Origin of the sequence: Agrobacterium sp. FDAARGOS_525, assembly GCF_003938925.1 — a bacterium.
In the GTDB taxonomy this organism is placed as follows: domain Bacteria; phylum Pseudomonadota; class Alphaproteobacteria; order Rhizobiales; family Rhizobiaceae; genus Agrobacterium; species Agrobacterium pusense.
Window position 1 is genome coordinate 70,617 of record NZ_RKIU01000005.1, and the last position, 24,496, is coordinate 95,112.

Below are 24,496 nucleotides of genomic sequence, written 5' to 3' on the forward strand. Positions count from 1 at the left end.
AAGGAAGATGCATATCCACCCTTACATTCTCGAGAATCATGGTGTCTATCCAAAGAGATTTCTGGAGGATGGTCAATTCTTCGGCATGCGGCAATCCATTCACGATAATCTCGACCAGCGGCTGGTCGCCGAAGTCGATCGGGAATCCGACCTGACTGCCTATTCCGGATATGTTGCCATGGAACTCTGGGCTGATGATGACGACATTCCGACGGGAGCGAAGATCGAGATATTGTTCAGCGAGCGGAAAGGCATCGCCGCCCTCCTCTATGACCATCCCAACATATCCGATGCTTTCATTGAGTGGGTGTTCTGCACCTCACCCGCCGATGCCTTGACCGAATGGAAGAGGAAGGTCCGCTGGCCGCTGATGGAAACATCGAGAGGACCAGTCGATATAATCGGAGGCGCACCTCAGTGAGCGTTGGAAGCAGTAAGGCCGGCGAAGGCATTTATGAAAACCAGTGGTGCACGCATGCCGACTGCAAGCGCCGCAATAACCTCAATTGACGATCGAATTTTCGGAACAGCTCATCGTAGCGACGGTAAGGCAGGCGGATGGTCTTCCCCCGTCCACTGCTCTTGCAGCCTGTCACGGTTGCACAGCTTGGAACCCTCCGCTCTGGAGGGTTTCTTTTTGCTCACATCGCACGCAAATTATGCCCTCAAAACCATTCAGACCGGCTCCGATAGCCTGCTGCCGGGCTACAACTCTCTACCCTTGAAATCTAATCGCTCGACTCCTCCACGAGAGGTGTTAGACTTTTTTCATTGCCACCAACCGAATTCATAGGCGGTGGCACCTGAGGGTTACTACGTGCTCCCGCCTATATCGTATGGAGGACGGCTGCGTGCCCAAACCATCAAATTTCCCCGACTGTCCGCTTCGACGCCTCCTTTTCCGCTGGGCCGCGCGGTTTACCGCTGAGGAGCGAGTGCAGAGCCGGCTTGTTGAAAAAACCATTGGCGAGATCATCCGGGATTTTCCAGCGGCCGATCACGACTCCAGGATCGATGTAGAGCTTCTCGCGACTTTGCGAGGCGTCGCTTTACAGGAATTCAGTGCTCGTCCTCGCCCAAGCGTTGAGCGTCGTTCCGGGAACGACCAACTGTCGAGCGACGGTCAGTGAAGAGTGGTCGACGTTCCGGGTGGACCGAAAAGCGCGTCGGCAATTTCCCGAAGCTCCGCGCTATCGCCACTCACAGAGTAACCGCGGTCGTTCGATTTGGCCCGGTTCGCGAAAACGAACGGCACATTGGCGTTCTCCAGTGCAATCGAAACATTCAGTAACGTCCGGTCGTCGATCTCCACGTCGACGATTGCGGCGTCCACATCCCACTCCAGTAACGCATCGAGCAGGCATCGTGTCAATCGAACCGATCCCAGGACGGTGGCCCCTGCTGCCTGCAGCCGCTGACGGCACGCAAATGTCAGCATAAGGCGTTGCTCTACGATGATCAGCTTTTTCCCACGAAACGCTCGCAACATAGAGATATCCTCTGTTTGCGCGATGAACCACCTGCGAGCGGAAGACGCGGTCGATTCTCGTGTTATCCATGGCTTGCAGCTTGGCAATTCGCGACTGCTGTCATGGCATTCATGCCAAACCGCGCATAGCGATGAGGGTTCCCGCTGAGACGATACCTTTTCAGAGGGTCCGATGGAACCATGTTCTTTGAAGGCGGTTGAAAAATCTACGAGACAAAACAGGTAGCTAAGACATGCAGCGGTATTACTTCCATGTTCGGGACGCTGACGGCCTCTCCGAAGACACTGAGGGAACCATGCTGGCAAACGACGAGCGCGCGTATATCGAGGCCGCACAGGCTGCAAGAGAAATGCTGGCGGAAAAAATTCTCAAGGACGAGATCGTGGACGGTGCAGAGTTCGAGGTTGTCAGAGGCGACGGTGTGCTCGTCGCAAAAATCCCCCTGAAATCTGTCGTCCGGTTTGAATGAACCTTTCTGCCTGGCGATAACGAGACAACACTCACCTCGGCCTGGTCGTCCGTTTGCACTGCCATCCCGCCTTGGTGGCCCCTGTATGGAACCAAACCATAACCGTTGCCTTTTCACCGTTGAGTTCGCGGGCTGTGTGCACCGGACGCAACAGGGTGATGAATGCGAACCCGTTTCTCATCCCGCACAACGAAAAGACGATTGCGCGTCCACCTGTCCGGCCCGTGCCTCATCCCGTATTCCTTCGAAGCGGGAGGTGGATTTTACCGGGGATACCCATGGCCAACGACAAGCTTTCGACCTACAGGCAGAAACGCGATTTTCAGAAGACGCAGGAGCCAAGCGGAAAAACGAAGCTGAAAGCTTCAAACCGCAGGCGCTTTGTCATCCAGAAACATGACGCCACGCGGCTCCATTATGACCTGCGCCTCGAACTCGACGGCGTCTTCAAGTCCTGGGCTGTGACCAAGGGACCGTCTCTCGATCCCCAAGACAAGCGCCTGGCTGTGGAGGTGGAAGACCACCCGCTGGACTATGGTGACTTCGAAGGCACGATTCCCAAAGGCCAGTATGGCGGCGGCACGGTCATGCTCTGGGATCGCGGCTACTGGGAGCCGGAAGGCAACAGGACGCCCGAGCAGGCTCTCGCCAAGGGCGACTTCAAGTTTACCCTTGAAGGAGAGCGGCTGCATGGCAGTTTCGTGCTGGTGCGGATGCGCAACGACCGTGAGGGTGGCAAGCGGACGAACTGGCTGCTGATCAAGCATCGCGACGACTTCTCGGTCGAAGAAAACGGCGCCGCCATCCTTGACGAAAACAACACGTCGGTTGCCTCGGACAGAACCATGGCCGCCATCGCCGCCGGTAAAGGAAAGAAACCAAAACCGTTCATGGTGCAGAGCGGCGATGTGCAGGCCGACGCCGTCTGGGACAGCAATCATGGACTGGCGGCAGACAAACGTGCGGCGGATACGAAGAAAAGGCGCCCGGCAGCGCGGAAAGCAGCGAAGTCCGCGATGCCCGACTTCATACCTCCGCAGCTTTGCGAAACGCTCGAGCGCCCACCCTCGGCCGATGGCTGGATCCACGAGATCAAGTTCGACGGATACCGTATTCAGGCGCGCATTGAAAACGGCGAAGTCACGCTGAAGACGCGCAAGGGGCTGGACTGGACGGCCAAGTATCCGGCGATTGCGACATCGGCCGCAAGCTTGCCTGATGCCATCATCGACGGTGAGATCTGTGCGCTCGATGAAAACGGTGCCCCGGACTTCGCCGCACTTCAGGCGGCGCTGTCAGAAGGTAAAACGGATGCGCTCGTCTATTTTGCTTTTGACCTGCTGTGCGAGGGGAGTGAGGATCTAAGGCAACTGCCGCTTACGGAACGCAAGAAAAGGCTCGAAGCGCTTCTGAGCGAGTCGGGAGAAGATCCGCGCCTGCGGTTCGTCGAACACTTTGAGACCGGCGGCGATGCAGTATTGAAATCGGCCTGCAAGCTCTCGCTGGAGGGCATTGTCTCGAAGCAGGCGGATGCCTCCTACCAGTCGGGGCGTACCGACACATGGGCGAAATCCAAATGCCGCGCCGGACATGAGGTTGTCATTGGCGCCTACGCCAAGACCAACGGCAAGTTTCGTTCACTTCTTGTCGGCGTCTTCAGGGACGATCACTTCGTCTATGTCGGGCGGGTCGGGACCGGCTATGGTGCCAAAACGGTGGATGCAATCCTGCCGAAGCTCCGGGAACTGGAAACCTCAAAATCGTCTTTTACCGGAATAGGCGCTCCGAAAAAGGAACCCAACATCGTCTGGGTCAAGCCCGAACTGGTGGCCGAGATCCAGTTCGCCGGCTGGACTGCGGACGGACTGGTCCGTCAGGCAGCCTTCAAGGGTTTGCGCGAAGACAAGCCGGCGAAGGAGGTCGAGGCCGAAACGCCGGCATCGCCGGGAAAGACCGATACTCCGACGCCGGCCGCGACAAAGCCGTCGCGACCGGCATGCGGCAAGAACACCAAGGCAGAAGTTATGGGCGTGATGATCTCCAGCCCTGACAAGCCGCTCTGGCCCGATGCAAATGACGGTGAGCCGGTCACCAAGGAGGATCTCGCGCACTATCATGAGGCCGTTGGTCCATGGCTGATCGACCATATTAAGGGACGGCCATGCTCTATAATCCGGACGCCTGACGGCATCGGTGGAGAGCAGTTCTTCCAGAGACACGCGATGCCGGGAACGTCGAACCTGCTCGAGTTGGTCAAGGTGTTCGGCGACAAGAAACCCTATCTGCAGATTGATCGCGTTGAGGGCCTTGCCGCCATCGCCCAGATCGGCGGCGTCGAACTGCATCCCTGGAATTGCGAGCCCAACGAACCGGAGGTGCCCGGTCGTCTTATCTTCGACCTTGATCCGGGTCCGGACGTACCCTTCTCCACCGTGGTCGAAGCCGCGCGGGAAATGCGCGACCGGCTGGAGGAACTTGGCCTCGTCAGCTTCTGCAAGACCACCGGCGGCAAGGGCCTTCACGTCGTCACCCCACTTGCGGTACTGAAGGGAAAGAAGCTGAGCTGGCCGGAGGCGAAAGGCTTCGCACACGATGTCTGCCTGCAGATGGCACGTGACAACCCTGACCTTTACCTGATCAAGATGGCGAAGAACCAGCGCAACGGCCGGATCTTCCTCGACTACCTGCGCAATGACCGAATGGCGACTGCTGTTGCGCCGCTGTCACCGCGCGCCCGGCCAGGCGCACCAGTATCGATGCCACTGACCTGGAAGCAGGTAAAAGCGGATCTGGATCCGAAACGCTTCACCATTCGCACCGTACCGGCGCTTTTGTCGAAGACAACCGCCTGGGAGGATTACTGCGACGGGCAGCGTTCGCTGGAGCAGGCCATCAAGCGGCTGACGAAGTCGATGAAACAGGCCGCCTGAGAGCGGCCTGGATCAAGACCCATAGCGCCGGTCAAGGTCGCTCAGCGCAGCCTGAACCTCATCGATTGAGACAGGCTCCGGCGTTCCAGGCATATGGCGGTATGCCGGCCTTGAGTCGATCGGGTAGAGGTCCGAAGCCCAGGCGGCCAATATGGTCCGTTTTTCGTCGACCTTGAGCGTGGTTGCGTCCACCACATCGATCGGCCGCGCAATTTCCATACCCCTGAGCAGGATTGTCGTGCCCATCAGGGCGATATCGCTCGCGGCAAGCTGCGGATTCTCATGCATGTCGGCTTCCTCAGCGAACGTGCGGATCCTTGTCGTGCGAGTGACGGGACGCGGAGATGACATCAACGTCCGGGGCCAGCAGATCGTGTTTGGCGGCAAAGGCTGCAAACAGACCCCGGGCGGTGTCCGCTTCGATCTCACCGCGCAATGCCGCGCTGCAGGCCTTCAGCGCCATTGAATGCGCCGTATCGCGCATCGATGCAGGCCATTCGGCGAGATGCCGGTAAGCGTCGATGACGCTGCGAACCTCGGTCGGAAATCCAAGGCCGATAAGGATGGTTACGGGCTCTTTGAACATATCGGGTTTCATCGCGATCTCCTTCCTACCCCCGATGTTGACGGGCGCCGCTGCAACGGCGCCCGTTTTTTATAAATCGATCAGGCCGCCTTTTGCGCTTCGATCTGCGCCGGGGCAACCTTATGCTGAAGGGCCGGGCTGGTCTGGATATCGATCTTGCGCGGTTTCAAGGCCTCAGGAATCTCACGAACGAGATTGATCGACAGAAGACCGTTGCGGAGATCGGCGCCATTCACCCTGACATGGTCGGCAAGTTCGAAACGGTGTTCGAAGGGCCGTCCGGCTATACCGCGATGAAGGTATTCATCGGCGGAAGCGTCCTGCTTCTTGCCGGTAACGGTGAGAAGGTTGGATTGAAAGGTGATGTCTAGCTCGTCCTCGGCAAACCCTGCGACCGCGACCGAAATCCGGTAGCTGTCATCGCCGGTCTTGACGATGTCATAGGGCGGCCAGTCGCTGATCGAGCGGGCGCGCTGGGCATTTTCAAGAAGATTGAAGATCCGGTCGAAGCCGACGGTCGAGCGGAACAAGGGTGCGTAGTCATAAGATGTTGCCATAGCCATATCCTCCTTGAAGCAACATGGGTACAGAAGCGCCGAAACGCGGCGCTTCCAGCAAGTCCAGCCCTGTCTCAGCAGCTGGCGGCAATCGATTTGGTTTTCGGAAATTTACGTTTCAAGGGTGCCGTCAGAAAAAATTGACGTCCTGGCGCCGGCCAAGACCAACTCAGTCGAGTTCATGGACCGCGGCATTGTCCTGTACCTCGCGCAGTCCTTTATAGGAGGCATGACGCAGGTTGCCATCGTCGGTCCAGCCACGGAACTCGATTTCGGCGATGAGCGTCGGCTGCGCGAAGACGTAATTCCTGCCCTTGAGCGGAACGACCGGTGTCTTCGTCTTCAGCCTATCCAGGGTCTTCTTCAGATACGCCGCATCTTTCTCCTTGAACCCGGTTCCAACGGCGCCAACATAGACCCAGTCATGGCCACGTCTCGCCGCCAGCAGCAAACTGCCAATCCCGCCGCGCGCCACCGCCGACTGCTCGTAGCCGACAATCATGAAGCTCTCGCTTTGAACACACTTGATCTTCAGCCAGTCTCCGGTCCGGCCCGAGCGATAAGGGCTGTCACGATGTTTTGCGATGATGCCTTCCATGCCGAGGGAGCACGCGCTCGCCAATAATTCAGCGCCGTCCGCTTCTATTTCTTCGGACAGCTGGATTGCGCCGGTCGCGTCTTCCAGCAGGTCCCCCAGCAAGTGCCGGCGGACCGAAAGCTCGGTACGAGTGAGATCGTGACCATCGAAATACATAAGGTCGAAGGCGAAGAGTACGGCTTCTGTCGACGCCCGTTTGCCGCCTCGCCCGCCGAGCGAGCGTTGCAGAGCGCCGAAATCGGAGCGACCCTCGCCGTTCAACACCACCGCTTCGCCGTCAAGGATGGCTGTTGCAATTCCAAGGTCCCTGGCCGCTGCGGCGATAGCGGGAAACCGGTGCGTCCAGTCGTGGCCGCCCCGGGTAATGATCCGCACACCCTTCGGCTCGATATGGACCGCGAGCCGATAGCCGTCCCACTTCATTTCATAGACCCACTCGGAGCCGGACGGCGGGGCCGTCTTCAGGAGCGCCAGACATGGCTCGACGCGATCTGGCATCGGGTCGAGCGGCAGATTGGGCTGAGCCGGATCGCGCCTGCGGCGCGGCTGCGATTTTGCCGTCAGGCTGTCATTCTGCAGAAGCGGCTTGGCGGGGCGTTTCATTTGCCCGCCCGGTTCTCGGCGGCAACCGACTTCTTCAGCGCGTCCATGATATTGATGACGTTGCTGGGTGCAGACTTCGCCGGTGTGGATGTCCTGGGTTTTGCAGACTTCTTCAGCGCTTTCTTTTTGGCGGCAATGATGTCAAGCAACCGGTCCTGAACGGGATCGATGACCATCTTCGGGTCCCAGTGCTGCGTTTGCTTTTTGATCAGTTGCTGCACGAGACGCATCATCTCGCTATCGGCCGTTTCATCCTCTTCGATCCCGCCAAAGTAAGTATCCTCGTCACGGACTTCATCCCCATAGCGCAGCGTCCACAGAACGATACCCTTGCCGCGTGGCTCAAGCATGACGGCGCGCTCGCGGCGGGTAATTACCAGACGTGAAATCCCCACCATGTTCTGCGCTTCCATCGCATCCCTGATGACCGAGAATGCTTCCTGGCCGACGGCATCGTTGGGTGAAAGATAATAGGGCGTGTCGAGCCATATCCACTCGATGCTGTCGCGGGGGGTAAACGTCGAGATGTCGATGGTCTTTGTGCTGTCGAGCGCAACGTTTTCCAGTTCTTCGTCTTCGAGGATGATGTATTCGTTCTCGCCACGCTCATAGCCCTTGACCTCATCCTCCTCCCTCACCTCTTTTCCGGTAACGCTGTCGACGTAGTGGCTGACGACCCGGTTTTCGGTATCGCGGTTGAGGGTGTGGAAGCGGACCTTCTCACTTTCGGACGTTGCCGGCATCATCTGCACGGGACAGGTGACGAGCGAGAGTTTCAGATAACCTTTCCAATAGGGACGGACAGCCATGATTTCCTCCGTCAGCCGGCGCGGCGCGTCTGTGAAGAGACCGCATTTGATTTGGCAGCAGCACCCGGTTTTAAAGCCTTCTGACGGCCAGCACTCTTGTTGGCGTTAGAAGCGGCGCGTTTCTGGCTGGATTTGGTGCCCACGCCAGCACTCTCACGCAGCGCCTGCAAAAGGTCGTTTTGCCGGGGGACCGCTGCGGCCTTCTTCTTCGGCAGGGCCCTGCCCTCGATCTTTGCCTTCACCAGCTCCGCAACGGCGGCCTCATAACGGTCGTCGAACGTGCTGGCGTCGAAGGTCCCCTTCTTTGTGCCGATAATGTGCTCGGCAAGCTCAAGCATCTCGCCTTCGATCTTAAGGTCCGGCAACTGCTCGAAGGCCTCCGCCGACGATCGGACTTCATAGTCAAAGTTGAGCGTCGTGGCGATCAGGCCCTTCCCGTGTGGCCTGATCAGCACCGTACGCAGGCGTCGGAAGAGCACGGTGCGGGCGATCGCAGCAACTTTGGCTCTTTTCATGCCATCGCGCAAAAGAACGAAAGCGTCCGTCCCCATCCTGTCGGGCGCCAGATAATACGGCTTGTCGAAATAGACGCTGTCGATCTCCCTGCAGGGGATGAAGGCGTCGATCTTCAGCGTCTTGTCGCTGTGAGGCACGGCCGCAGCAACCTCGTCCGGCTCAAGAACGATATACTGGCCGTTCTCGATCTCATAGCCTTTGACCTGGGCGTCCCGTTCCACCGGATCGCCGGTCTCGCTGTCGATGAATTCGCGTTTCACCCGGTTGCCGGTTCGGCGATTGAGGGTGTTGAAAGCGATCCGTTCAGATGACGATGCCGCAGTATAGAGAGCCACAGGACACGCGACTTCTCCAAATTTGATAAAGCCCTTCCAATTCGCTCGCGGGGCAACCATGACGCAAAACTCCTGCCACAACCAATGCGATTCAAGCGAATCAGCATGCATTTGTTCCGAGTCAAAACGAATCATTTTTCAAGGACTTACGGCCACGATCACAACTGGCGTTGCGAGTCTGCGCTAGACGCTTGATTCCTGTGCATCTTTTTGCGGCGACGAACGTTTCCTCGTCACGAAACGCGAAAAGGAGGCCTATCATGAGCAAGCGTGAACTGATCGATACCGGAACCGACAAGCGTTATGTGCGCCGCGATAAGGACGGCAAGTTCAAGGAAAGCGTTGACGTCTCCCGATCGCTCTCTGCCGACGCGCGCCACGATGCGAAGCATGATGCGAAGCCGGGCCAGGGTGACCGGGGTGATCGCAGACACTGACGAACCCCGGTGAAGCTCGCCACGTACAACGTCAACGGCATTAACGGCCGGCTCGAAGTCCTGCTCCGCTGGCTCGGTCAGGCAAAACCCGATGTCGTCTGCCTGCAGGAGTTGAAAGCGCAGGACGAAAAGTTTCCGCGCCGCCAAATCGAGCGCGCCGGCTACGGCGCCATCTGGCATGGGCAGAAATCATGGAATGGCGTTGCAATCCTTGCCCGGGATCAGGAACCTTTCGAGACGAACCGGGGACTTCCTGGTGACCTTAACGACAGCCATAGCCGGTATATCGAGGCTGCCATCGATGGCATGATCATCGGCTGTCTTTACCTGCCCAACGGCAACCCGGCACCCGGGCCGAAATTTGGCTACAAGCTGCGCTGGTTTGAGCGGCTGCATTTCTACGCAGGTCAACTGCTTGAGCTGGACGTGCCATGCGCCCTTGTTGGAGACTTTAATGTCATTCCGACCGACCTCGATGTCTATAAACCGGAGCGCTGGCGAGACGATGCCCTGTTTCGGCCGGAGGTTCGCGCAGCCTATGCCGACCTAATTTCAATGGGCTGGACGGATGCCATTAGACTGCTGCATCCGGATGAGCGGATCTATACGTTCTGGAAGTATTTTCGGAACGCGTTTGCGCGGGATGCGGGTCTGCGCATTGATCATTTCCTGCTGACCCCATCCGTGCAGGAACGATTGCAGGCGTGCGGGGTCGACAAGTTTGCGCGTGCGTGGGAGCACACCAGTGATCACGCCCCCGCCTGGATTGTACTGGACGACCGATAGAGACCCATAGAGCGGATAAGGATGCTTCGCGCGCCTCCCTGCTGGCGGCGAAGGGCGGACCGAGGCTTTCGCATGAGCGCTGTTAGGCGGACGGGCTGGAAAGGTCTTTGTCCATAATCGAGCATATGTCGACGCCTTTGGACCGAACGGACCCATAGGCTTCGACGCCCGCACAGACGCCGCGGCGATCGAAGGCTCGTCTTTGGAACGAGGGGGGTTCCTAGAAAACGTTCCGGTGCACATCACTCATCGCCCGTCGCAAATCATCGATCGCAGATGCCGTCTGTCCTGGGTGACCGTCGAGGGCCGGCGGCATTTTCCAGCCGGGGTCTATGCCTTCCATATTGGGCAATTCATGAGCGATGCCTTTATGGCAATCGATGCAGGTGGCCTTGCCCGTCAGCAGATATTTGGAATGAATATCGGCGGCGCGCTGTGTCTGTTTGGTAAAGTCCATGGCGGCGGAGGAATGGCAGTTGCGGCATTCCAGGCTGTCATTGGCCTTCAGGCGCGACCATTCGTGCTGGGCAAGCTCCAGCCGCTTGTCGAGGAACTTCTTGCGCGTATCGATGGTGCCGAAAATCTTGCCCCAGACCTCCTTCGAGGCCTGCATCTTGCGGGCGATCTTGTCCGTCCACTCATGCGGCACATGGCAATCCGGACAGGAGGCGCGCACGCCGGAGCGGTTGGAGAAATGCACCGTCCGGGTCAGTTCCTCATAAACATTCGCCCTCATCTCGTGGCATGAAATGCAGAAGGCTTCCTTGTTGGTCATTTCGAGTGCGGTGTTGAAGGCGCCCCAGAACATGACCCCGCCGACGAAACCGCCAAGGGTGAGAAAGGCGAGGCTGAGCGTGCCGGCCGGTGTCGTCAGAACCGCCCAGAGCCAGGCGAGAAGTTTTTTCACACGGGCGATCATCATTCGCTACCCGCCGGTTTGACGCCCATTTCGCTCATGTCCTGAAAGGTGTTGGGCACGAGCGGCCGTGTGTCGGCCTGCGGCACATGGCAGGCCGTGCAGAAATAGCGGCGCGGCGAAACATCCGCCAGCATCTGGCCTTCGCGCGTCATGTAATGGGTGACGCTGATCATCGGCGCGCCGGAATCCTGGGTGAATTCGCGCTTGTGACAGGAGAGACAGCGGTTGGCATTGACCGAAAGCTGGTAACCGTCGATCGAATGCGGGATGACCGGCGGCTGCTCCGGATAGGCGCGCATGCGCCTGAAATCGTCGATCACCCATTTCGGCAGGGGTTTCGCAGGTTCGGTCTGCATGGCATCGCCGCGCGGACCGGACAATTCCGGCACCATCTGCGCAACGGCCCCCGTCGCCACCGTCGCAACGACGAAAGCGGCGATCATCCATCCGTGTTTCCTGATCATGCGACCGGCTCTATCTTGACTGCGCATTTCTTGAAATCCGTCTGCTTGGAGATGGGATCGGTTGCGTCGAGCGTCACCTTGTTGATGAGCTGGCTGGCATCGAACCACGGAACGAAGATGACACCGGGCGGCATGCGGTTGCGGCCGCGCGTTTCCACGCGGGAGCGTATTTCGCCACGGCGCGAAACGATGCGGATTTCCGCGCCCTGATTGAGCCCGCGCTTGCGCGCATCGTCGGCATTCATGAAACAGCGGGCGCCGGGGAAAGCCTTGTAGAGTTCCGGCACGCGCATGGTCATGGAGCCGGAATGCCAGTGCTCCAGCACGCGGCCCGTCACCAGCCAGGTATCGAATTCCGCATCCGGGGATTCCGCCGGCGGTTCGTAGGGCACGGCGATGATGACCGCCTTGCCGTCCTTGTTGCCGTAGAACTTCACGCCCTCGCCCGGTTTGACGTAGGGGTCGTAACCTTCGCGGTAACGCCACAGCGTTTCCTTGCCATCCACCACCGGCCAGCGCATGCCGCGCACCTCGTGATAGGCATCGTAAGGCGCCAGATCGTGGCCGTGGCCGCGCCCGAAGGCGGCATATTCCTCGAAGAGACCCTTTTGCAGATAGAAGCCGAAGTGTTTTGCTTCCTGGTTCTCGTATTCGCCGTTGATCTCGCTTAACGGGAACTTGCCGACATCGCTGTCCTTGAAGAGCACCTCGTACAGCGTCTTGCCGCGATAGGCGGGATTGGCGTCCAGTATCTCCGCCGGCCACACCTCATCCGTGGTGAAGCGCTTGGAGAACTCCACCAGCTGCCAGAGGTCGGAACGCGCCTCGCCCGAGGCCTCGACAAGCTGGTGCCAGACATGGGTGCGCCGCTCGGCATTGCCATAGGCGCCTTCCTTCTCCACCCACATGGCGGCGGGCAGGATGAGGTCAGCGCTCATGGCCGTGATGGTCGGATAGGCATCCGAAACAACGATGAAGTTTTCCGGGTTGCGATAGCCCTGATAGGTCTCGTTCTTGGTGTTGGGACCGGCTTGGACGTTATTATTGACCTGCACCCAATAGAAATTCAGCTTGCCGTCATGCAGCGTGCGGTCCTGCTGCACGGCGTGGTAACCCGGCTTTTCCGGGATGATGCCGTGCGGGATGCGCCAGATTTCCTCAGCATGTTTGCGGTGTTCCGGGTTGGTCACCGTCATGTCGGCCGGCAGGCGATGGGCGAAGGTGCCCACCTCGCGCGCCGTGCCGCAGGCCGAGGGCTGGCCGGTGAGCGAGAACGGGCTGTTGCCAGGCTCGGAAATCTTGCCGGTCAAAAGATGGATGTTGTAGACCATCTGGTTGGCCCAGACGCCGCGCACATGCTGGTTGAAACCCATGGTCCACAGCGACATGACCTTGCGGTTCGGGTCCGCATAAAGCTCGGCCAGCTCCTCCAGGAAACCGGCTTCCACGCCGGTCATGGCGGCGGTCTTTTCCAGTGTGTATTCGGAGACGAATTCCTTGAAGGTCTCGAAATCGATCGCTTCGGTCTTGGTCGGATCGGCGGAATTGGCGGCATTCACTTCCACCGGATTGTCGGGCCGCAGGCCATAACCGATATCGGTGACACCGCGCACGAATTTCGTGTGGTTCTTCACGAAGTCTTCGTTGACGCGCCCGGTCTTGATGATGTGGTTGGCAATGTAATTGAGGATGACGAGATCCGTGCCCGGCTTGAAGACCATCGGAATATCGGCAAGGTCCATGCTGCGATGGGTGAAGGTCGAAAGCACAGCCACCTTCACATGGTCGAAGCCCAGACGCCGGTCGGCAATGCGCGTCCACAGAATGGGATGCATCTCCGCCATGTTCGAGCCCCAGAGCACGAAGGCATCGGCATGTTCGAAATCATCGTAACAGCCCATCGGCTCGTCCATGCCGAAGGTGCGCATGAAGGCGTAAGCGGCCGACGCCATGCAGTGGCGTGCATTGGGATCGAGATTGTTGGAGCGGAAGCCGGCGCGCATCAGCTTGGTGGCCGCATAGCCCTCGAAGATCGTCCATTGGCCGGAGCCGAACATGCCCACGGCCGTCGGCCCCTTCTCTTTCAGCACGCGCTTGCACTGCTGCGCCATCACGTCGAAAGCCTCATCCCAGCTCACCGGCTCGAACTCGCCGTCCTTGGCGTAGACGCCGCCTTTTTTGCGCAGAAGCGGGGTTTGCAGGCGGTCCTTGCCATACATGATCTTGGACAGGAAATAGCCCTTGATGCAGTTGAGACCGCGATTGACCTCCGCCTGCATGTCGCCATGGGTGGCGACGACCTTGCCTTCCTTGACGCCGACCATGACGCCGCAGCCCGTGCCGCAGAAACGACAGGGCGCCTTGGACCACTTGATCTGCAATGCGGAAACCCCGCCCGGCACCGGCTGGGCGGCGGCCGGCAGCGCAATGCCCGCCGTTGCCGCCGCAATGCCGGCGGCATGGGCCTTCAATAGATCACGCCGCGTCAGTTCGCTGCTCATCGCCGCTTGTCTCCTCTGTGTCGACGTGTTCGAAAACCATGTTGGCGGCAATCACACCGTCGAGTGTCGAAATATAAGTGAGCGTATCGCCCAGCATGCCGGTGCTCGTGCCGTCTATGACGATGACAATCTTGCCGTTGCCCTCGCCATGAACCTCGACATTGTCGAGCGTTGAAAGCGTTGCCAGCACGGCGTCCCGCATCTGGGGCATCACCGCCACCACGGCGCTTGAAACATGATACCGGCCTGTATTTTCAGGCATATTGCATCTCCGTGGCTCTCTCTTTGATCTCGATCACACTGACGGGACAGACAGACACACAAGCTCCGCAACCGGTGCAGGCATCTTCCAGCAGTTCCGGAACGAAGGGGCCGCCACGGCGGGGCCGAAACCGGATAGCCTCGGTCGGGCAGGCATCGCGGCAGGCCTGACAATCGATATTGCCGAAGGCGAGACACCCCTCACCGATCGCCATGATATGATCGAAGCGCTGTGCCGCAGGAGCGGCGAAAACCGGTTCGGGACAGGCCTCCGCGCATTTGCCGCAGAAGGTGCATTCCCCGGCGGAGAAATCCACGCAAGGCAAACCGTCCGCCATGGCAATGATGCCGGTGGGACAGGCCTCGACGCATTTTGCACAACCGCTGCACGCGGCGAGGTCGCTCAACGCGACCCCGGGGGGACAGATGCGTGGTCTATTTTTTTGCCCGCCGCGCAGGAAATCGCGCCGGCTGAGAGAGATTTCCATCATCATCTCGCCTTCAATGTCCGGGCGGCCCCGGCGGGCCGTAAATGATCTGGAACATCCAGACGATAAAACCATAGACTCCGACAAATCCGACCGCCAGAATGGGCCAGATTCCGAAGGCCAGAACGGCGAAGGTCACAAGTTCCCTCGTCCGGCTTGGCTTTTCATCTGCGTGTTGAGGCGCGACTATTTTAGGCATATTCGCGGTTCCCTATTCGGTTGGAGTTATAATCGACCAAAAAGAAAATATGTTCAACCACTTGATTTTATTGATTATTTATTAAAACTAACATTCATCAATATCCCTCCTCTAAGCCACTGATTTCACATTGTGCTTTTGCCGAAAAAATAAACAAAATCGTCGGAACAGTGATGTCGACGCAGCGGGGCAAGGTCTGTCTCATCCGCATGCGCCCGCCTCATCGACGCCTGGCGCGCGCATGAAAGGCAGGAAGCCCTGCAACCAGACCCAGAAGCTCGCCGCCCACAAAGCGGCGCTGAGGCCATGGTGATAGGGCGATAATGTTGCGGCAAAATCGAATTCCGGCAGGATGCGGACCAGACCGGCCATCGCCATCAGAAGGGCGGCCACATGCGCCTGCCATGGCAGATGCGTCAGATTGCGGCCCGTATGCCGCAGCCCGGCAATGATGAAGACGGCCATGATGGCGCATCCCAGCGCCCCGACCGACAGCAGATGCAGCCCTGCGGCGGGCGTGACGGAAAAACCGAGCCGTGTCGCGCCGAGCGCCAGAAAACCCGCGCCCGCAAAGGCGTTGCCGAGGCCAAGCAACAGCACCTCGGTCTTGAAGACGGCACGCTCGATGAACCATTCGGCCAGCCGGTCGAAAAAGGCGGCGCCGGCCGCAAGCGAAAGCCAGGCGCAGACATCGCTCTGCGGAAAGAAAAGTTTCGCCGCCATGTAAAGCGTCACCATGGCGCCCGCCATATGCTGGCGGCCTGGATGGGGCCGGTAAGGCGTGGTCTCGCCACCCGGATCGAGCGCCAGATTGATGACAACCACATTGATACGCGCGGCGGAAAGCGAAAACAACACGGTGAAAATGCACAGCGCCGCCTCCAGCAAGCGGGATGCAAGTTCGAGATCGCCGCTCCACCAGGCATAACGCACACCCGCTTCAGCCGCCGTAAACAGAAGAAGCCAGATAAGGAATGCCAGGTGTTTCATCGTGCGCCGCGCCAGCATCGCCCTGCCGATGAGAACAGAGAGCGCGAGCAGAAAGGCGAGATCGAAAAAACCTGCAAACAGGCTCCATGCCTCCATCCCGAGAAGGCCGATAAGGCGGCCCGGCAGCCAGAGACCGGCGAGATGAAGCAGCGTTCGTCCCTGCGCGGGCTTCGTATCCGTCCATTCCGGCACCGCCGAGCCAAGGAAACCGGCAAGCGCCATGCCATAGGTGCCGAAGATCATTTCATGGGCGTGCCATTGCGATGCAGGCACCGTATCGGCGAAAGGCAGTGCATAACCACCGATGACGATCCACAGGAAGGGCCAGCCCGCGCCGTGCAGGGCGGCCAGAGGGAAAAACAGCCGCAGGGCTTCGGAAAGGATGGGGGGCTGCCTCATCGCACCCGCTCCCTTGCTGAAAACAGTTCGGCGAAGGCCGGGCTCTCGGACAGGCGTTCCGCTTCGTCGAAAACCGCACGCGCCATGCGCCGGCCCGGCGAACCCGCGGGCTTATGCGCGGCAACGACTCGGCCATCGACGCCGGAGAGCACGATCAGCCTATCGGCAACAAGCAACGCCTCATGAAGATCATGGGTGACGAGAAGCGTGGAAAAACCGCGCCGACGGGCGGCGCCCACCAGAAGCTCCTGCAAATGACGGCGCAGGCCGACATCGACGGCGCTGAAGGGCTCATCCAGAAACAGCATGTCCGGCTCCACGGCGAGCGCCCGCGCCACGCCGGCGCGCTGGCGCATGCCGCCGGAGAGTTCCACCGGATATTTGCCGAAATCAGCCGCCTCCAGACCGACCTCCAGCGCAAAACGGCCCGCCCTTTCGCGCCGTTCCTGTTTCGGCATGCCGGCCGCCGCAAGGCCGTAGGCGATATTGTCGATGAGCGTCATCCACGGCAGCAGCCTCGGCTCCTGAAACACCAGACCCTGCCGGCGATAATGGCGGTGCACGCGCCCGCGAACAGGATCGATGATACCAGCCGCGATCTGTAAAATTGTTGTCTTGCCGCTGCCGGAGGGGCCGAGCAGCGCCACGGTTTCCCCCGGCGCTATGCCGAGATCGAAATTCTCGAACAGGCTGCGGCCGAGAAAGGCGTGGCCGACATGTTCGAAACGCAGGATGGAACGGTCGCTCATCGTTTTACACCCCATGGCAACCCGGCGGCGCGCCAGCGTTCCAGCGCCTCGCGCAGCAGATGCAGCAGGCCGTAATCGGTCAGCAGCGCCAGCGCGACGGTGATGGCGAGCCAGGCGCTGACCTGTGCGATATCGAACAGCGCGCGTGCGGTGGCCAGTTCGCCGCCAATGCCGCCTGAATTCGAAAGGAGCTCGGCCATGACGGTTACTTTCCACGCGCTTCCCGCCGTCGTCGTCCAGGCCGGGAAGAGGTAGGAGAGCACATGCGGCATGGTGACGGTGCGCAGCCGGTAAAACCACGGAGCGCCGAAAGCCTGCGCCATCACCTCCAGCTGACGGTCCCGCTTGGCGACACCTTCCAGCGCACCGGCAAAGGACACGGGAGCCGAGGCGATGATGACGGTCATGACAGCCGTGCCGCCGGACGAGCCGAACCAGATGAGCGCCAGCACGATCCAGCCGATGGGCGGCACGCCGAGCAGAACGGTGACAACAGGCTTCATCAACCGCATGGCCGCGAAGGAATAGCCCGCCAGCACGCCCGCCACCGTGCCGATGCCGGCCGCGATGGCAAAGCCGGTCAAGGCCCTGACGGCGCTCTGCGACAGGATGGCGAAGAAATCCGGCCGCGCCGCCAGAAGCCCCATTGCCGCGAAGGTCTCCCCCGGTGAAGGCAGGATGAAGGAGCCATAAATCTCATGCCCGGCCTGCCAGGCGGCGAGAAAACAGAAAATACCTGAAAGCCCGGCCCAGCCCGCCCACAGATAGCGGCCCATCCAGCCAAGACTTTCGAGAATGCGGTTCATGCCTGCTACACCAGATAAAACCCGTCATCCGGCCGCCGGCCGCCGATGATTGCCGGGTCGGCCCTGGCAAGCTCATCGTAGAATGCCTCGAGATCGGCGCGCGCAGCGCTCGCCTTCAGGGCGCAAAGATGACTTGTCGGGAAGGAGGCCGCGATGATTTCCGGCGGGAAACCCAAGGCATCGGCGGCCGCAGCGGCCGCCGCCTTCGGATCGGCCATGGCGCTGGCAAGCGCCGTCTCCACGGCGTCCTGCAAAGCCTCGATGCCGGCCCTGCCGAGTTTTTGCTGGACCGGCGATGTCAAGGCGAGGCCAGCCTGCGGAATTTCAGCCTTGCCGGCCACCTTCGCCCATTCCCGCTGGATATCGATGGTGCGATGGACGGTCATGAAAAAAGACTTCGCCTTGATGAGCACGGCGGTCGCGGCCGGCTCGCTCAGCAGGGCGGCATCCACCCGTCCCGTCAGCAGCAATTGCACGGCTTCCGGCGGCGAGGCGGCATATTCCAGCGTGATGTCGCCGGGCTTCAGGCCGTTTTCGGCAACAAGGCGGCGCAGCACGAAATCGGGCATGTCATTCTTGAACGGCAAAGCGAGCGTCTTGCCGGAAAGGCTTTGCAGGGAGTTCAGCGTCCCGTCTTTCGAAACGATATAGAGCAGGCCCGTGGTCAGCACGTTCAACAGCCCAAGGCCGAGACCGCGATTATGGACATTGGCGACGCCGTAGCTCGGCATCACCACCGCCCCCATGGAGCCGGAGGCGACGGCGGCGCGCATTTCATCCGGCGTTCTCCAGACTTTGAAAACGGCGCCGGGTGCGACATCCTTCAGGAACCCGCCCTTTATCGCATGGGCCAGCACGGCCGACGGTGCGGCCGGAGGGCCATAAAAGGTGAGCGGCGCTTCCGCCTTCGCAACATGCGGTGCGGCAAGTGTCGCGACCGCGAGCCCGGAAAAGGCCGAAAGAGCCTGACGACGGGTGAGATGGGCCATGGTCCTGATCCTTTCGCGCCGGAAGCGCCATGATGCGCGTGACGCCCGCTCAGACCGTTTTCCGATCCCGGCGCGTCACCACCCCGGAAATGACATTTTGCAAGCGCCCGCTCTTTGCGCAGGATCAAACAGGGCCAAAAACAGGGATTATTCACCCTTCTTGAGTGAGAGCGCGTCCCGCAGGAGCCGCGAGCCCTCCTGAGCGGCGGCGGCGATATCGAGAAACATCAGGCTTGCGGTTTCAACCACGCCTTGATCCACCGTGTCGTCTTCGGCGAAATCGCAGAGCATCTCGGTCAAGAGCGCGATCTTGCGACGCTCCTCGCGGGCGGCGGCCAGAAGCTTGACGATATTGCGCTGGCGCTCGAAATCCTCGAGTTCGCGCAGCGCCTCGTGCACCCTGTCGCGGCAGCTGCAATCAAGCGCGCTCTGCAAGACAATATCGCGCACCAGATGGATTGCCGCCGCGATATCCGCTCCGCCCGGTGCTGATGCGGACAGCGTTTGCCCACTTTGCCCGTTCGTCACCATGCATTCACCCCATGCGCCGTGTTGCGGGCGCGGGCGATCCAGGCCGCCCCTTCCTGCCCGTGGTGAAAACCATTGGAAAAGGGCACGTCCGGATAGATTTGCCCGAGATGGGCAAGACCGTCCTCCGCCTCCCGCCTGCCGGCCAGAACATCGTCATGGATTTGCGCCACCGCAACCATGTCGCAGTCCTGCGGCGACAGCCGGAAGCGGGAAATGCCGGCGGCGGCCAGATCCTGCAATTCGCCAAGCAGCGACTGGCAGGTGTGCGACACCGTCTGCACGCCGTTCAGCGCCAGAAACGACTGCCGGTCAAGCGTGCGCACCGGCAATCCGTCAGGGTCGTCACCGCAGACGAACTGGCAATTATCCTTGATATTGCCCTTGGCGCGGGCATGGGCGCAGCGCGCCGAAATGGCGAGCGGCAGGCGGCCGAAGGCAAGGATTTCGAAGTCCACATCAGGCGTCTCCACCACGATGCGCTCCACCGAGGTCGTCGGCAGTTCCGGCGGCAGGCAGATGGCGCTTGCCCCACGCGAGGCGAGCAACCGCGCGGTGGCGGCATTATAGACATTCACCATGGGCCCAACGACATGCGGCGTGCCATGCAACATGCCGAGCGCGGAAAGATCGTTCGCCTCGACCGGATAGGGGCTATCGGCGATCAGGCCGCGCAGATGGCGGCTTTCCCGCTCCAGCGTCACCAGCGAAAGCGTCGAGAGGATCACTTGTTTTCCCGCATTCTTCAGCCGCTCGACCACGTCGGCCAGATGCGGCTCGGTGAAATGAAACCGTTTGGAACAGACGGTTTCGCCAAGATAGACATGGCTGACGGGCGCTTCATCGGCGATGCGAAAGTAAAAATCGCGCCATTTCTCGCCCTGCCAGAGATAGAGGACCGGGCCAAGCGCCAATGTGGCCTTTGCAGTATGTGCCATCGCCATCATCTCCAGCGTTTCTCATAAGCGCCAACGGTGGTGCGCTGGCCTTCGCTTAAAAGCCGCAGGCGCGAGAGCAGCCGTCCCCGTTCTTCGGCACTGGCGGCCAGCGCCCGGTGCAGGGTGGAAACCACTTCCGCCACATAGGCCTTGCCGCGCTGGCGGCCTTCGATCTTCAGCGCGCTGACGCCCGCCTCGCGCAAGGCATCGATCTGGTCCATCACGTCAAGCGACACCGGATCTTCGAAGGCATAGGACCTGTCATCGGCGATCTCGAAACGGCCCTTGCACAGCGTCGGGTAACCCGCCGCCTCCCCGGCGGGAAAACGGTTGATGGTGTAATCGCCGAGTTCCGACACCAGTTCCTGCCCGTCCTGCCGGTAGCGGACATGGCTTGCTGGTGAGCAGACGCCGTTCATGTTGGGTGACTTGCCTGTGGCGTAGGAGGATAGCGAGCAGCGCCCCTCCGCCATGACGCAAAGACCGCCGAACACGAAGATTTCGATCTCGCAGCGGATTTGCCGCGCCAGCCGGGCGATGTCGGGAATCGTCAGGGTGCGCGGCAGCACCACACGTTTCGCGCCGAAGGCATCGACGAGGAAATTCACCGCGTCCGCATTGGAGGCGGAGGCCTGCACGGAAACGTGGATGCGCTGCTGCGGATGATGTTCCGCCACATGCGCCATCAGACCGAAATCGGCAAGGATAAGCGCGTCCGCTCCCGCCTTCACGGCATCGGCCGCACCGCGATACCAGATATCCTCACTACCGGCGCGCATGAAGGTGTTGAGCGCCACAAAGGTCTGGACACCGCGCTTTTTCGCGTAAACGATGGCCTCGGCGAGTTCCTCGCGGGAAAAATTAAGGCCAGGAAAATTGCGGGCATTGGTTTCATCGCGAAACCCGCAATAGACGGCATCCGCGCCGGCATCTACGGCCTCGCGGAAGGCGGCGGGTGTTCCCGCAGGACAGATCAGCTCCATGCCGCACCTCCACGCGTTTCGGATAGAACATGGCCGCGCAGGCGGTTCGCAAGCCCCGTTACCACCGGCGCGAAAGGCCCGGCAAAGGCACCGAGATCGCGCGGCAGATCAATGCCGCTGTCATCAAGCGCATTGCGCAGTGCCAGCATCGCCTCCATGTCGCCGGTGACGCTGAGATCACGCGAAAAGAACAGCGCATCGGCATCCTGCCGCCCCTCCATCAGCGCCAGCAGCATGAAAAGCGGCCCTTCCACCGCCGCATCCACCTTCGGCAAGCGGCCCTTTCGGCTGACGGTGATGGCCGGACGCGCCGGCTCGACCATGAAGGCGAAGGGTAGATCGACGGGCAGGAAGGCATAGCGCTTGCCGCTATGCTCACCGAGCCGGCCGAACAGATCAGGGTGCCGTTTCATGATCTGCGCCAGCATCGTCGCCGTCGCTCGCTGCACCACGGCAAGGAGCAGAAAATTCATGGGGGTAGCGATGGCGGCGGGAAACGGTCTCATAAATGGTCCTGTCAGGTCAGTTGCGGGCAGGAACCTAACCGCAGCACGCCGGCACCGGTTTGAGCGAACGCAAAGACAGAGAGATTTTCGGGTGCGGCTTCACAAAAGCCGCTATAAATCATTCACTTGCGAAGCGAAGGAGGCCGCCCATGTCCGATATAAGGATCAAACGGATTTACGATGCCGCCAGCGATGATGACGGCACGCGCATTCTGGTGGACCGGCTGTGGCCGCGCGGCATGCGCAAGGAAACCGCACAGCTTTCGCTGTGGATGAAGGAAATCGCGCCCAGCAACGAATTGCGCAAGAATTTCTCGCATATGCCGTCGCGTTTTGCGGAATTCACCCGGCACTATCACGAGGAGCTGGCCGCCAATCCCGATGCCGTGGCGCGCATGAAGGAGCTAATAGCAAAGGGCCGCGTCACGCTGCTTTATGCCGCCCATGATACCGAACACAACCACGCCCTCGTTCTCGCCGACTATCTTCGTTCGCACTGAAGCCGCATTTGCGGCAGCGCAAGGACATGCCGCACCGCCACCGGCAAACAGGCGGCATGAGAGACGAGAAAACAGAAACTAAACCCGCCCACGCAGCCGATCTGCGCGGTTTCGTCCGGTTGCTGGAAGAACGCGGGCAGCTGCGGCGAATCCGCCAGCCGGTCTCGCTGGTGCACGAAATCACCGAAATCCACCGCCGCGTGCTCGCCGATGGCGGGCCGGCGCTGCTGTTCGAGCAACCCGTCGACCATGAGGGCAAGGTGCGGGACATGCCGCTGCTTGCCAATCTCTTCGGCACGCGGCAACGCATCGAATGGGGTCTGGGGCTGGAAACGGGCGGCCTGCCGGCGCTTGGACAAAAGCTTGCCGAATTGCGCGAACCACGGCCGCCGAAATCCATGGCCGAGGCATGGGGTAAGCTGCCTTTGCTGAAGGCCGCACTGTCCATGCGGCCACGCAACGTCGCGCGCGCGCCGGTACAGGAAAAGGTACTGACGGGTGATGCAGTTGATCTTGCCCGCCTGCCGGTGCAGTGGTGCTGGCCGGGCGAGCCGGCCCCGCTCATCACCTGGCCGCTGGTCATCACCCGTTCGCCTGACGATCCCGACGATATCAATGTCGGCATCTACCGCATGCAGGTGCTGGGGCCGGACAGGGTGATCATGCGCTGGCTGGCGCATCGCGGCGGCGCGCATCACCACCGGCTGTGGCAGGCGCGCGGGCTGGATATGCCCGTTACCGTCGTCATTGGGGCCGATCCCGCCACCATTCTCGCCGCCGTGATGCCGCTTCCCGACCATATCAGCGAGCTTGGCTTCTCCGGCCTGCTGCGCGGCTCGAAAAGCCGCATCGCAAAAGCTTTAACCGTGCCGATGCCGGTGCCGGCCAATGCCGAGATCGTACTGGAGGGCACCGTTTCGGGAACGGAAACGGCACTCGAAGGCCCCTATGGCGACCATACCGGCTATTATAATTCGGTCGAATCCTTTCCGGTCATAACGCTCTCGGCAATCACCATGCGTCGCGATCCGATCTATCTTTCCACCTATACCGGCCGGCCGCCGGATGAGCCTTCGGTTCTCGGCGAGGCCATGCTTGAGATTTTCCTGCCGCTCGTGAAAAAGCAGTTTACGGAAATCGTCGATCTGTGGATGCCGCCGGAGGCCTGTTCCTACCGCATCATGGTCGCCTCCATCGACAAGCGTTATCCCGGTCAGGCAAAGCGGGTGATGATGGGCCTTTGGTCGATGCTGCCGCAGTTCAGTTATGTGAAGCTCATCATTCTGGTCGATCCCGACATTGATGTGCGCAACTGGGAGGATGTCATCTGGGCGCTATCCACCCGTTTCGATGCTTCGCGCGATACGATGATCATAAACGATACGCCGATCGATTATCTCGACTTCGCCTCTCCTAAAGCCGGGCTCGGCGGCAAGATGGGGCTGGATGCGACCCGCAAGCTTTCGCCGGAGACGGAGCGCCAATGGGGCCGCGTGCTGTCCATGACGCCAGACGTCATCGCAAAGGTGGATCTGATGTGGCGTGATCTCGGACTTGGAGAACGGCCATGACCCCGTGCCGCGTCGTGGTCGGCGTCACCGGCGCCTCGGGTGCCGGCATCGCCCTGCGCATCGTCGAGCGCCTCGCCGCGATGAAAAGCGTCGAAATCCATCTCGTCCTGTCGCAATCCGCCAGACGCACCGTGCTACATGAGGAAGGTGCGCAAGCCATGGGGCGGATGTTGTCGCTCACCAGCGTCAATCATGCCGTCGATGATATTGGTGCGGCGATTGCCAGCGGCTCCTTCCCAACGGCCGGCATGATCGTCGCACCGTGCTCCATGCGTACACTTGCCGCCATAGCAACCGGACTTTCAGACAATCTCATCACCCGCGCCGCCGATGTGCAACTGAAGGAGCGGCGGAAACTGGTTTTGATGACCCGCGAGACGCCGCTGCATCTCATCCATCTGCGCAATATGTGCACTGTCACGGAGGCCGGTGCGATCGTCATGCCGCCGGTGCCGGCCTTCTACAACAGGCCGCAAAGCGTCTTCGATATTGTCGATCAGCTCGCCGCCCGCGCTATCGATCAGCTCGGTATCGCGCCCGCGCCGCAGGCGCCGATATGGCAGCCGCATGTGGTGAAGACATCGTGAGC

Annotated in this window: 29 protein-coding genes; 8 read left to right on the forward strand and 21 right to left on the reverse strand. The window is 60.5% G+C overall.

Annotation, left to right across the window (positions count from 1 at the left end; all coding sequences use genetic code 11):
• Positions 1-7 precede the first annotated feature (7 nt).
• A complete protein-coding gene (locus tag EGT36_RS27175) occupies positions 8-421 on the forward strand; it encodes a hypothetical protein (RefSeq protein ID WP_037092998.1) in 414 nt (137 codons plus the stop codon).
• Between the two features lie 702 nt (positions 422-1,123).
• Here the strand turns inward: EGT36_RS27175 and EGT36_RS27180 are convergent.
• On the reverse strand, positions 1,124-1,489 hold the full coding sequence (locus EGT36_RS27180) for a response regulator (RefSeq protein WP_286084354.1): 366 nt from the start codon (positions 1,487-1,489) through the stop codon (positions 1,124-1,126).
• 233 nt (positions 1,490-1,722) lie between these two features.
• Between EGT36_RS27180 and EGT36_RS27185 the strand changes: the two genes are divergently transcribed.
• A complete protein-coding gene (locus EGT36_RS27185; protein WP_003585433.1) occupies positions 1,723-1,959 on the forward strand; it encodes a DUF6894 family protein in 237 nt (78 codons plus the stop codon).
• 278 nt (positions 1,960-2,237) lie between these two features.
• Entirely contained in the window at positions 2,238-4,889 is a 2,652-nt protein-coding gene (gene ligD, locus EGT36_RS27190) for a DNA ligase D (protein ID WP_125271492.1), read from the forward strand.
• 12 nt (positions 4,890-4,901) lie between these two features.
• Here the strand turns inward: ligD (EGT36_RS27190) and EGT36_RS27195 are convergent, their stop codons facing one another.
• The 6 genes from EGT36_RS27195 to ku (EGT36_RS27220) form a co-directional block, all read right to left on the reverse strand.
• A complete protein-coding gene (locus tag EGT36_RS27195; RefSeq protein WP_125271493.1) occupies positions 4,902-5,177 on the reverse strand; it encodes a hypothetical protein in 276 nt (91 codons plus the stop codon).
• A gap of 10 nt (positions 5,178-5,187) precedes the next feature.
• Entirely contained in the window at positions 5,188-5,487 is a 300-nt protein-coding gene (locus EGT36_RS27200; protein ID WP_003585429.1) for a DUF982 domain-containing protein, read from the reverse strand.
• A 68-nt stretch (positions 5,488-5,555) separates the two neighbouring features.
• Positions 5,556-6,032 (reverse strand): Hsp20 family protein, encoded by a 477-nt coding sequence (locus EGT36_RS27205; RefSeq protein ID WP_003585428.1) that lies wholly within the window; start codon positions 6,030-6,032, stop codon positions 5,556-5,558.
• Between the two features lie 169 nt (positions 6,033-6,201).
• On the reverse strand, positions 6,202-7,233 hold the full coding sequence (ligD, locus tag EGT36_RS27210) for a non-homologous end-joining DNA ligase (protein WP_125271494.1): 1,032 nt from the start codon (positions 7,231-7,233) through the stop codon (positions 6,202-6,204).
• Positions 7,230-8,042, reverse strand: a complete 813-nt coding sequence (gene ku / locus EGT36_RS27215) for a non-homologous end joining protein Ku (RefSeq protein WP_125271495.1) — start codon at positions 8,040-8,042, stop codon at positions 7,230-7,232. Before ku (EGT36_RS27215) ends, ligD (EGT36_RS27210) begins: the two co-directional genes overlap by 4 nt.
• Positions 8,043-8,053: 11 nt before the next feature.
• Positions 8,054-8,953 (reverse strand): non-homologous end joining protein Ku, encoded by a 900-nt coding sequence (ku, locus tag EGT36_RS27220; RefSeq protein WP_125271496.1) that lies wholly within the window; start codon positions 8,951-8,953, stop codon positions 8,054-8,056.
• Between the two features lie 200 nt (positions 8,954-9,153).
• On the opposite strand from ku (EGT36_RS27220), the gene EGT36_RS27225 reads away from it, so the two are divergent.
• Entirely contained in the window at positions 9,154-9,330 is a 177-nt protein-coding gene (locus tag EGT36_RS27225; RefSeq protein WP_125271497.1) for a hypothetical protein, read from the forward strand.
• Between the two features lie 9 nt (positions 9,331-9,339).
• Positions 9,340-10,116 (forward strand): exodeoxyribonuclease III, encoded by a 777-nt coding sequence (gene xth, locus EGT36_RS27230; protein ID WP_125271498.1) that lies wholly within the window; start codon positions 9,340-9,342, stop codon positions 10,114-10,116.
• A 220-nt stretch (positions 10,117-10,336) separates the two neighbouring features.
• Here the strand turns inward: xth and EGT36_RS27235 are convergent, their stop codons facing one another.
• The 14 genes from EGT36_RS27235 to ubiT all read right to left on the reverse strand — a co-directional run bounded on the left by EGT36_RS27235 (position 10,337) and on the right by ubiT (position 21,836).
• On the reverse strand, positions 10,337-11,032 hold the full coding sequence (locus EGT36_RS27235; RefSeq protein ID WP_272273284.1) for a cytochrome c3 family protein: 696 nt from the start codon (positions 11,030-11,032) through the stop codon (positions 10,337-10,339).
• A 2-nt stretch (positions 11,033-11,034) separates the two neighbouring features.
• Positions 11,035-11,526 (reverse strand): nitrate reductase cytochrome c-type subunit, encoded by a 492-nt coding sequence (locus tag EGT36_RS27240; protein ID WP_065655264.1) that lies wholly within the window; start codon positions 11,524-11,526, stop codon positions 11,035-11,037.
• The gene (napA, locus tag EGT36_RS27245; RefSeq protein WP_125271499.1) at positions 11,496-14,000 is read right to left on the reverse strand and encodes a periplasmic nitrate reductase subunit alpha; all 2,505 of its coding nucleotides are present in this window, start codon (positions 13,998-14,000) and stop codon (positions 11,496-11,498) included. Before napA ends, EGT36_RS27240 begins: the two co-directional genes overlap by 31 nt.
• Complete coding sequence (locus EGT36_RS27250) at positions 13,975-14,262, reverse strand: chaperone NapD (protein ID WP_003520944.1); 288 nt, start codon at positions 14,260-14,262, stop codon at positions 13,975-13,977. The genes napA and EGT36_RS27250 overlap by 26 nt, the downstream gene beginning before the upstream one ends.
• On the reverse strand, positions 14,255-14,755 hold the full coding sequence (gene napF, locus EGT36_RS27255) for a ferredoxin-type protein NapF (protein WP_125271500.1): 501 nt from the start codon (positions 14,753-14,755) through the stop codon (positions 14,255-14,257). Before napF ends, EGT36_RS27250 begins: the two co-directional genes overlap by 8 nt.
• 7 nt (positions 14,756-14,762) lie before the next feature.
• A complete protein-coding gene (napE, locus tag EGT36_RS27260) occupies positions 14,763-14,948 on the reverse strand; it encodes a periplasmic nitrate reductase, NapE protein (protein ID WP_125271501.1) in 186 nt (61 codons plus the stop codon).
• 201 nt (positions 14,949-15,149) lie between these two features.
• Positions 15,150-16,337: an NnrS family protein gene (locus EGT36_RS27265; protein WP_003585409.1), complete on the reverse strand. Its 1,188-nt coding sequence runs from the start codon at positions 16,335-16,337 to the stop codon at positions 15,150-15,152.
• Positions 16,334-17,086 carry an ATP-binding cassette domain-containing protein gene (locus EGT36_RS27270; protein ID WP_003585407.1) on the reverse strand — a complete coding sequence of 251 codons (753 nt, stop codon included), beginning with the start codon at positions 17,084-17,086 and terminating at the stop codon, positions 16,334-16,336. The genes EGT36_RS27265 and EGT36_RS27270 overlap by 4 nt, the downstream gene beginning before the upstream one ends.
• On the reverse strand, positions 17,083-17,892 hold the full coding sequence (locus tag EGT36_RS27275; protein ID WP_125146449.1) for an ABC transporter permease: 810 nt from the start codon (positions 17,890-17,892) through the stop codon (positions 17,083-17,085). Before EGT36_RS27275 ends, EGT36_RS27270 begins: the two co-directional genes overlap by 4 nt.
• A 5-nt stretch (positions 17,893-17,897) precedes the next feature.
• Positions 17,898-18,881, reverse strand: coding sequence for an ABC transporter substrate-binding protein (locus EGT36_RS27280; protein ID WP_125271502.1), 984 nt, complete (start codon positions 18,879-18,881; stop codon positions 17,898-17,900).
• Between the two features lie 147 nt (positions 18,882-19,028).
• Positions 19,029-19,412, reverse strand: coding sequence for a hypothetical protein (locus EGT36_RS27285; protein ID WP_125271503.1), 384 nt, complete (start codon positions 19,410-19,412; stop codon positions 19,029-19,031).
• Positions 19,406-20,347 carry a ubiquinone anaerobic biosynthesis protein UbiV gene (gene ubiV / locus EGT36_RS27290; RefSeq protein WP_125271504.1) on the reverse strand — a complete coding sequence of 314 codons (942 nt, stop codon included), beginning with the start codon at positions 20,345-20,347 and terminating at the stop codon, positions 19,406-19,408. The genes EGT36_RS27285 and ubiV overlap by 7 nt, the downstream gene beginning before the upstream one ends.
• Before the next feature lie 5 nt (positions 20,348-20,352).
• A complete protein-coding gene (gene ubiU / locus EGT36_RS27295; protein ID WP_003585399.1) occupies positions 20,353-21,330 on the reverse strand; it encodes a ubiquinone anaerobic biosynthesis protein UbiU in 978 nt (325 codons plus the stop codon).
• Entirely contained in the window at positions 21,321-21,836 is a 516-nt protein-coding gene (gene ubiT / locus EGT36_RS27300) for a ubiquinone anaerobic biosynthesis accessory factor UbiT (protein WP_003585397.1), read from the reverse strand. The genes ubiU and ubiT overlap by 10 nt, the downstream gene beginning before the upstream one ends.
• Before the next feature lie 149 nt (positions 21,837-21,985).
• On the opposite strand from ubiT, the gene EGT36_RS27305 reads away from it, so the two are divergent.
• Genes EGT36_RS27305 through EGT36_RS27315 form a run of 3 tightly spaced genes read left to right on the forward strand, consistent with a single transcriptional unit; the run spans position 21,986 to position 24,494 of the window.
• Complete coding sequence (locus EGT36_RS27305) at positions 21,986-22,336, forward strand: DUF488 domain-containing protein (RefSeq protein ID WP_035208386.1); 351 nt, start codon at positions 21,986-21,988, stop codon at positions 22,334-22,336.
• A gap of 56 nt (positions 22,337-22,392) precedes the next feature.
• Positions 22,393-23,907 carry a UbiD family decarboxylase gene (locus EGT36_RS27310; RefSeq protein ID WP_172965732.1) on the forward strand — a complete coding sequence of 505 codons (1,515 nt, stop codon included), beginning with the start codon at positions 22,393-22,395 and terminating at the stop codon, positions 23,905-23,907.
• Entirely contained in the window at positions 23,904-24,494 is a 591-nt protein-coding gene (locus tag EGT36_RS27315; RefSeq protein ID WP_003585392.1) for a UbiX family flavin prenyltransferase, read from the forward strand. The genes EGT36_RS27310 and EGT36_RS27315 overlap by 4 nt, the downstream gene beginning before the upstream one ends.
• The last annotated feature ends 2 nt before the right edge of the window (positions 24,495-24,496 follow it).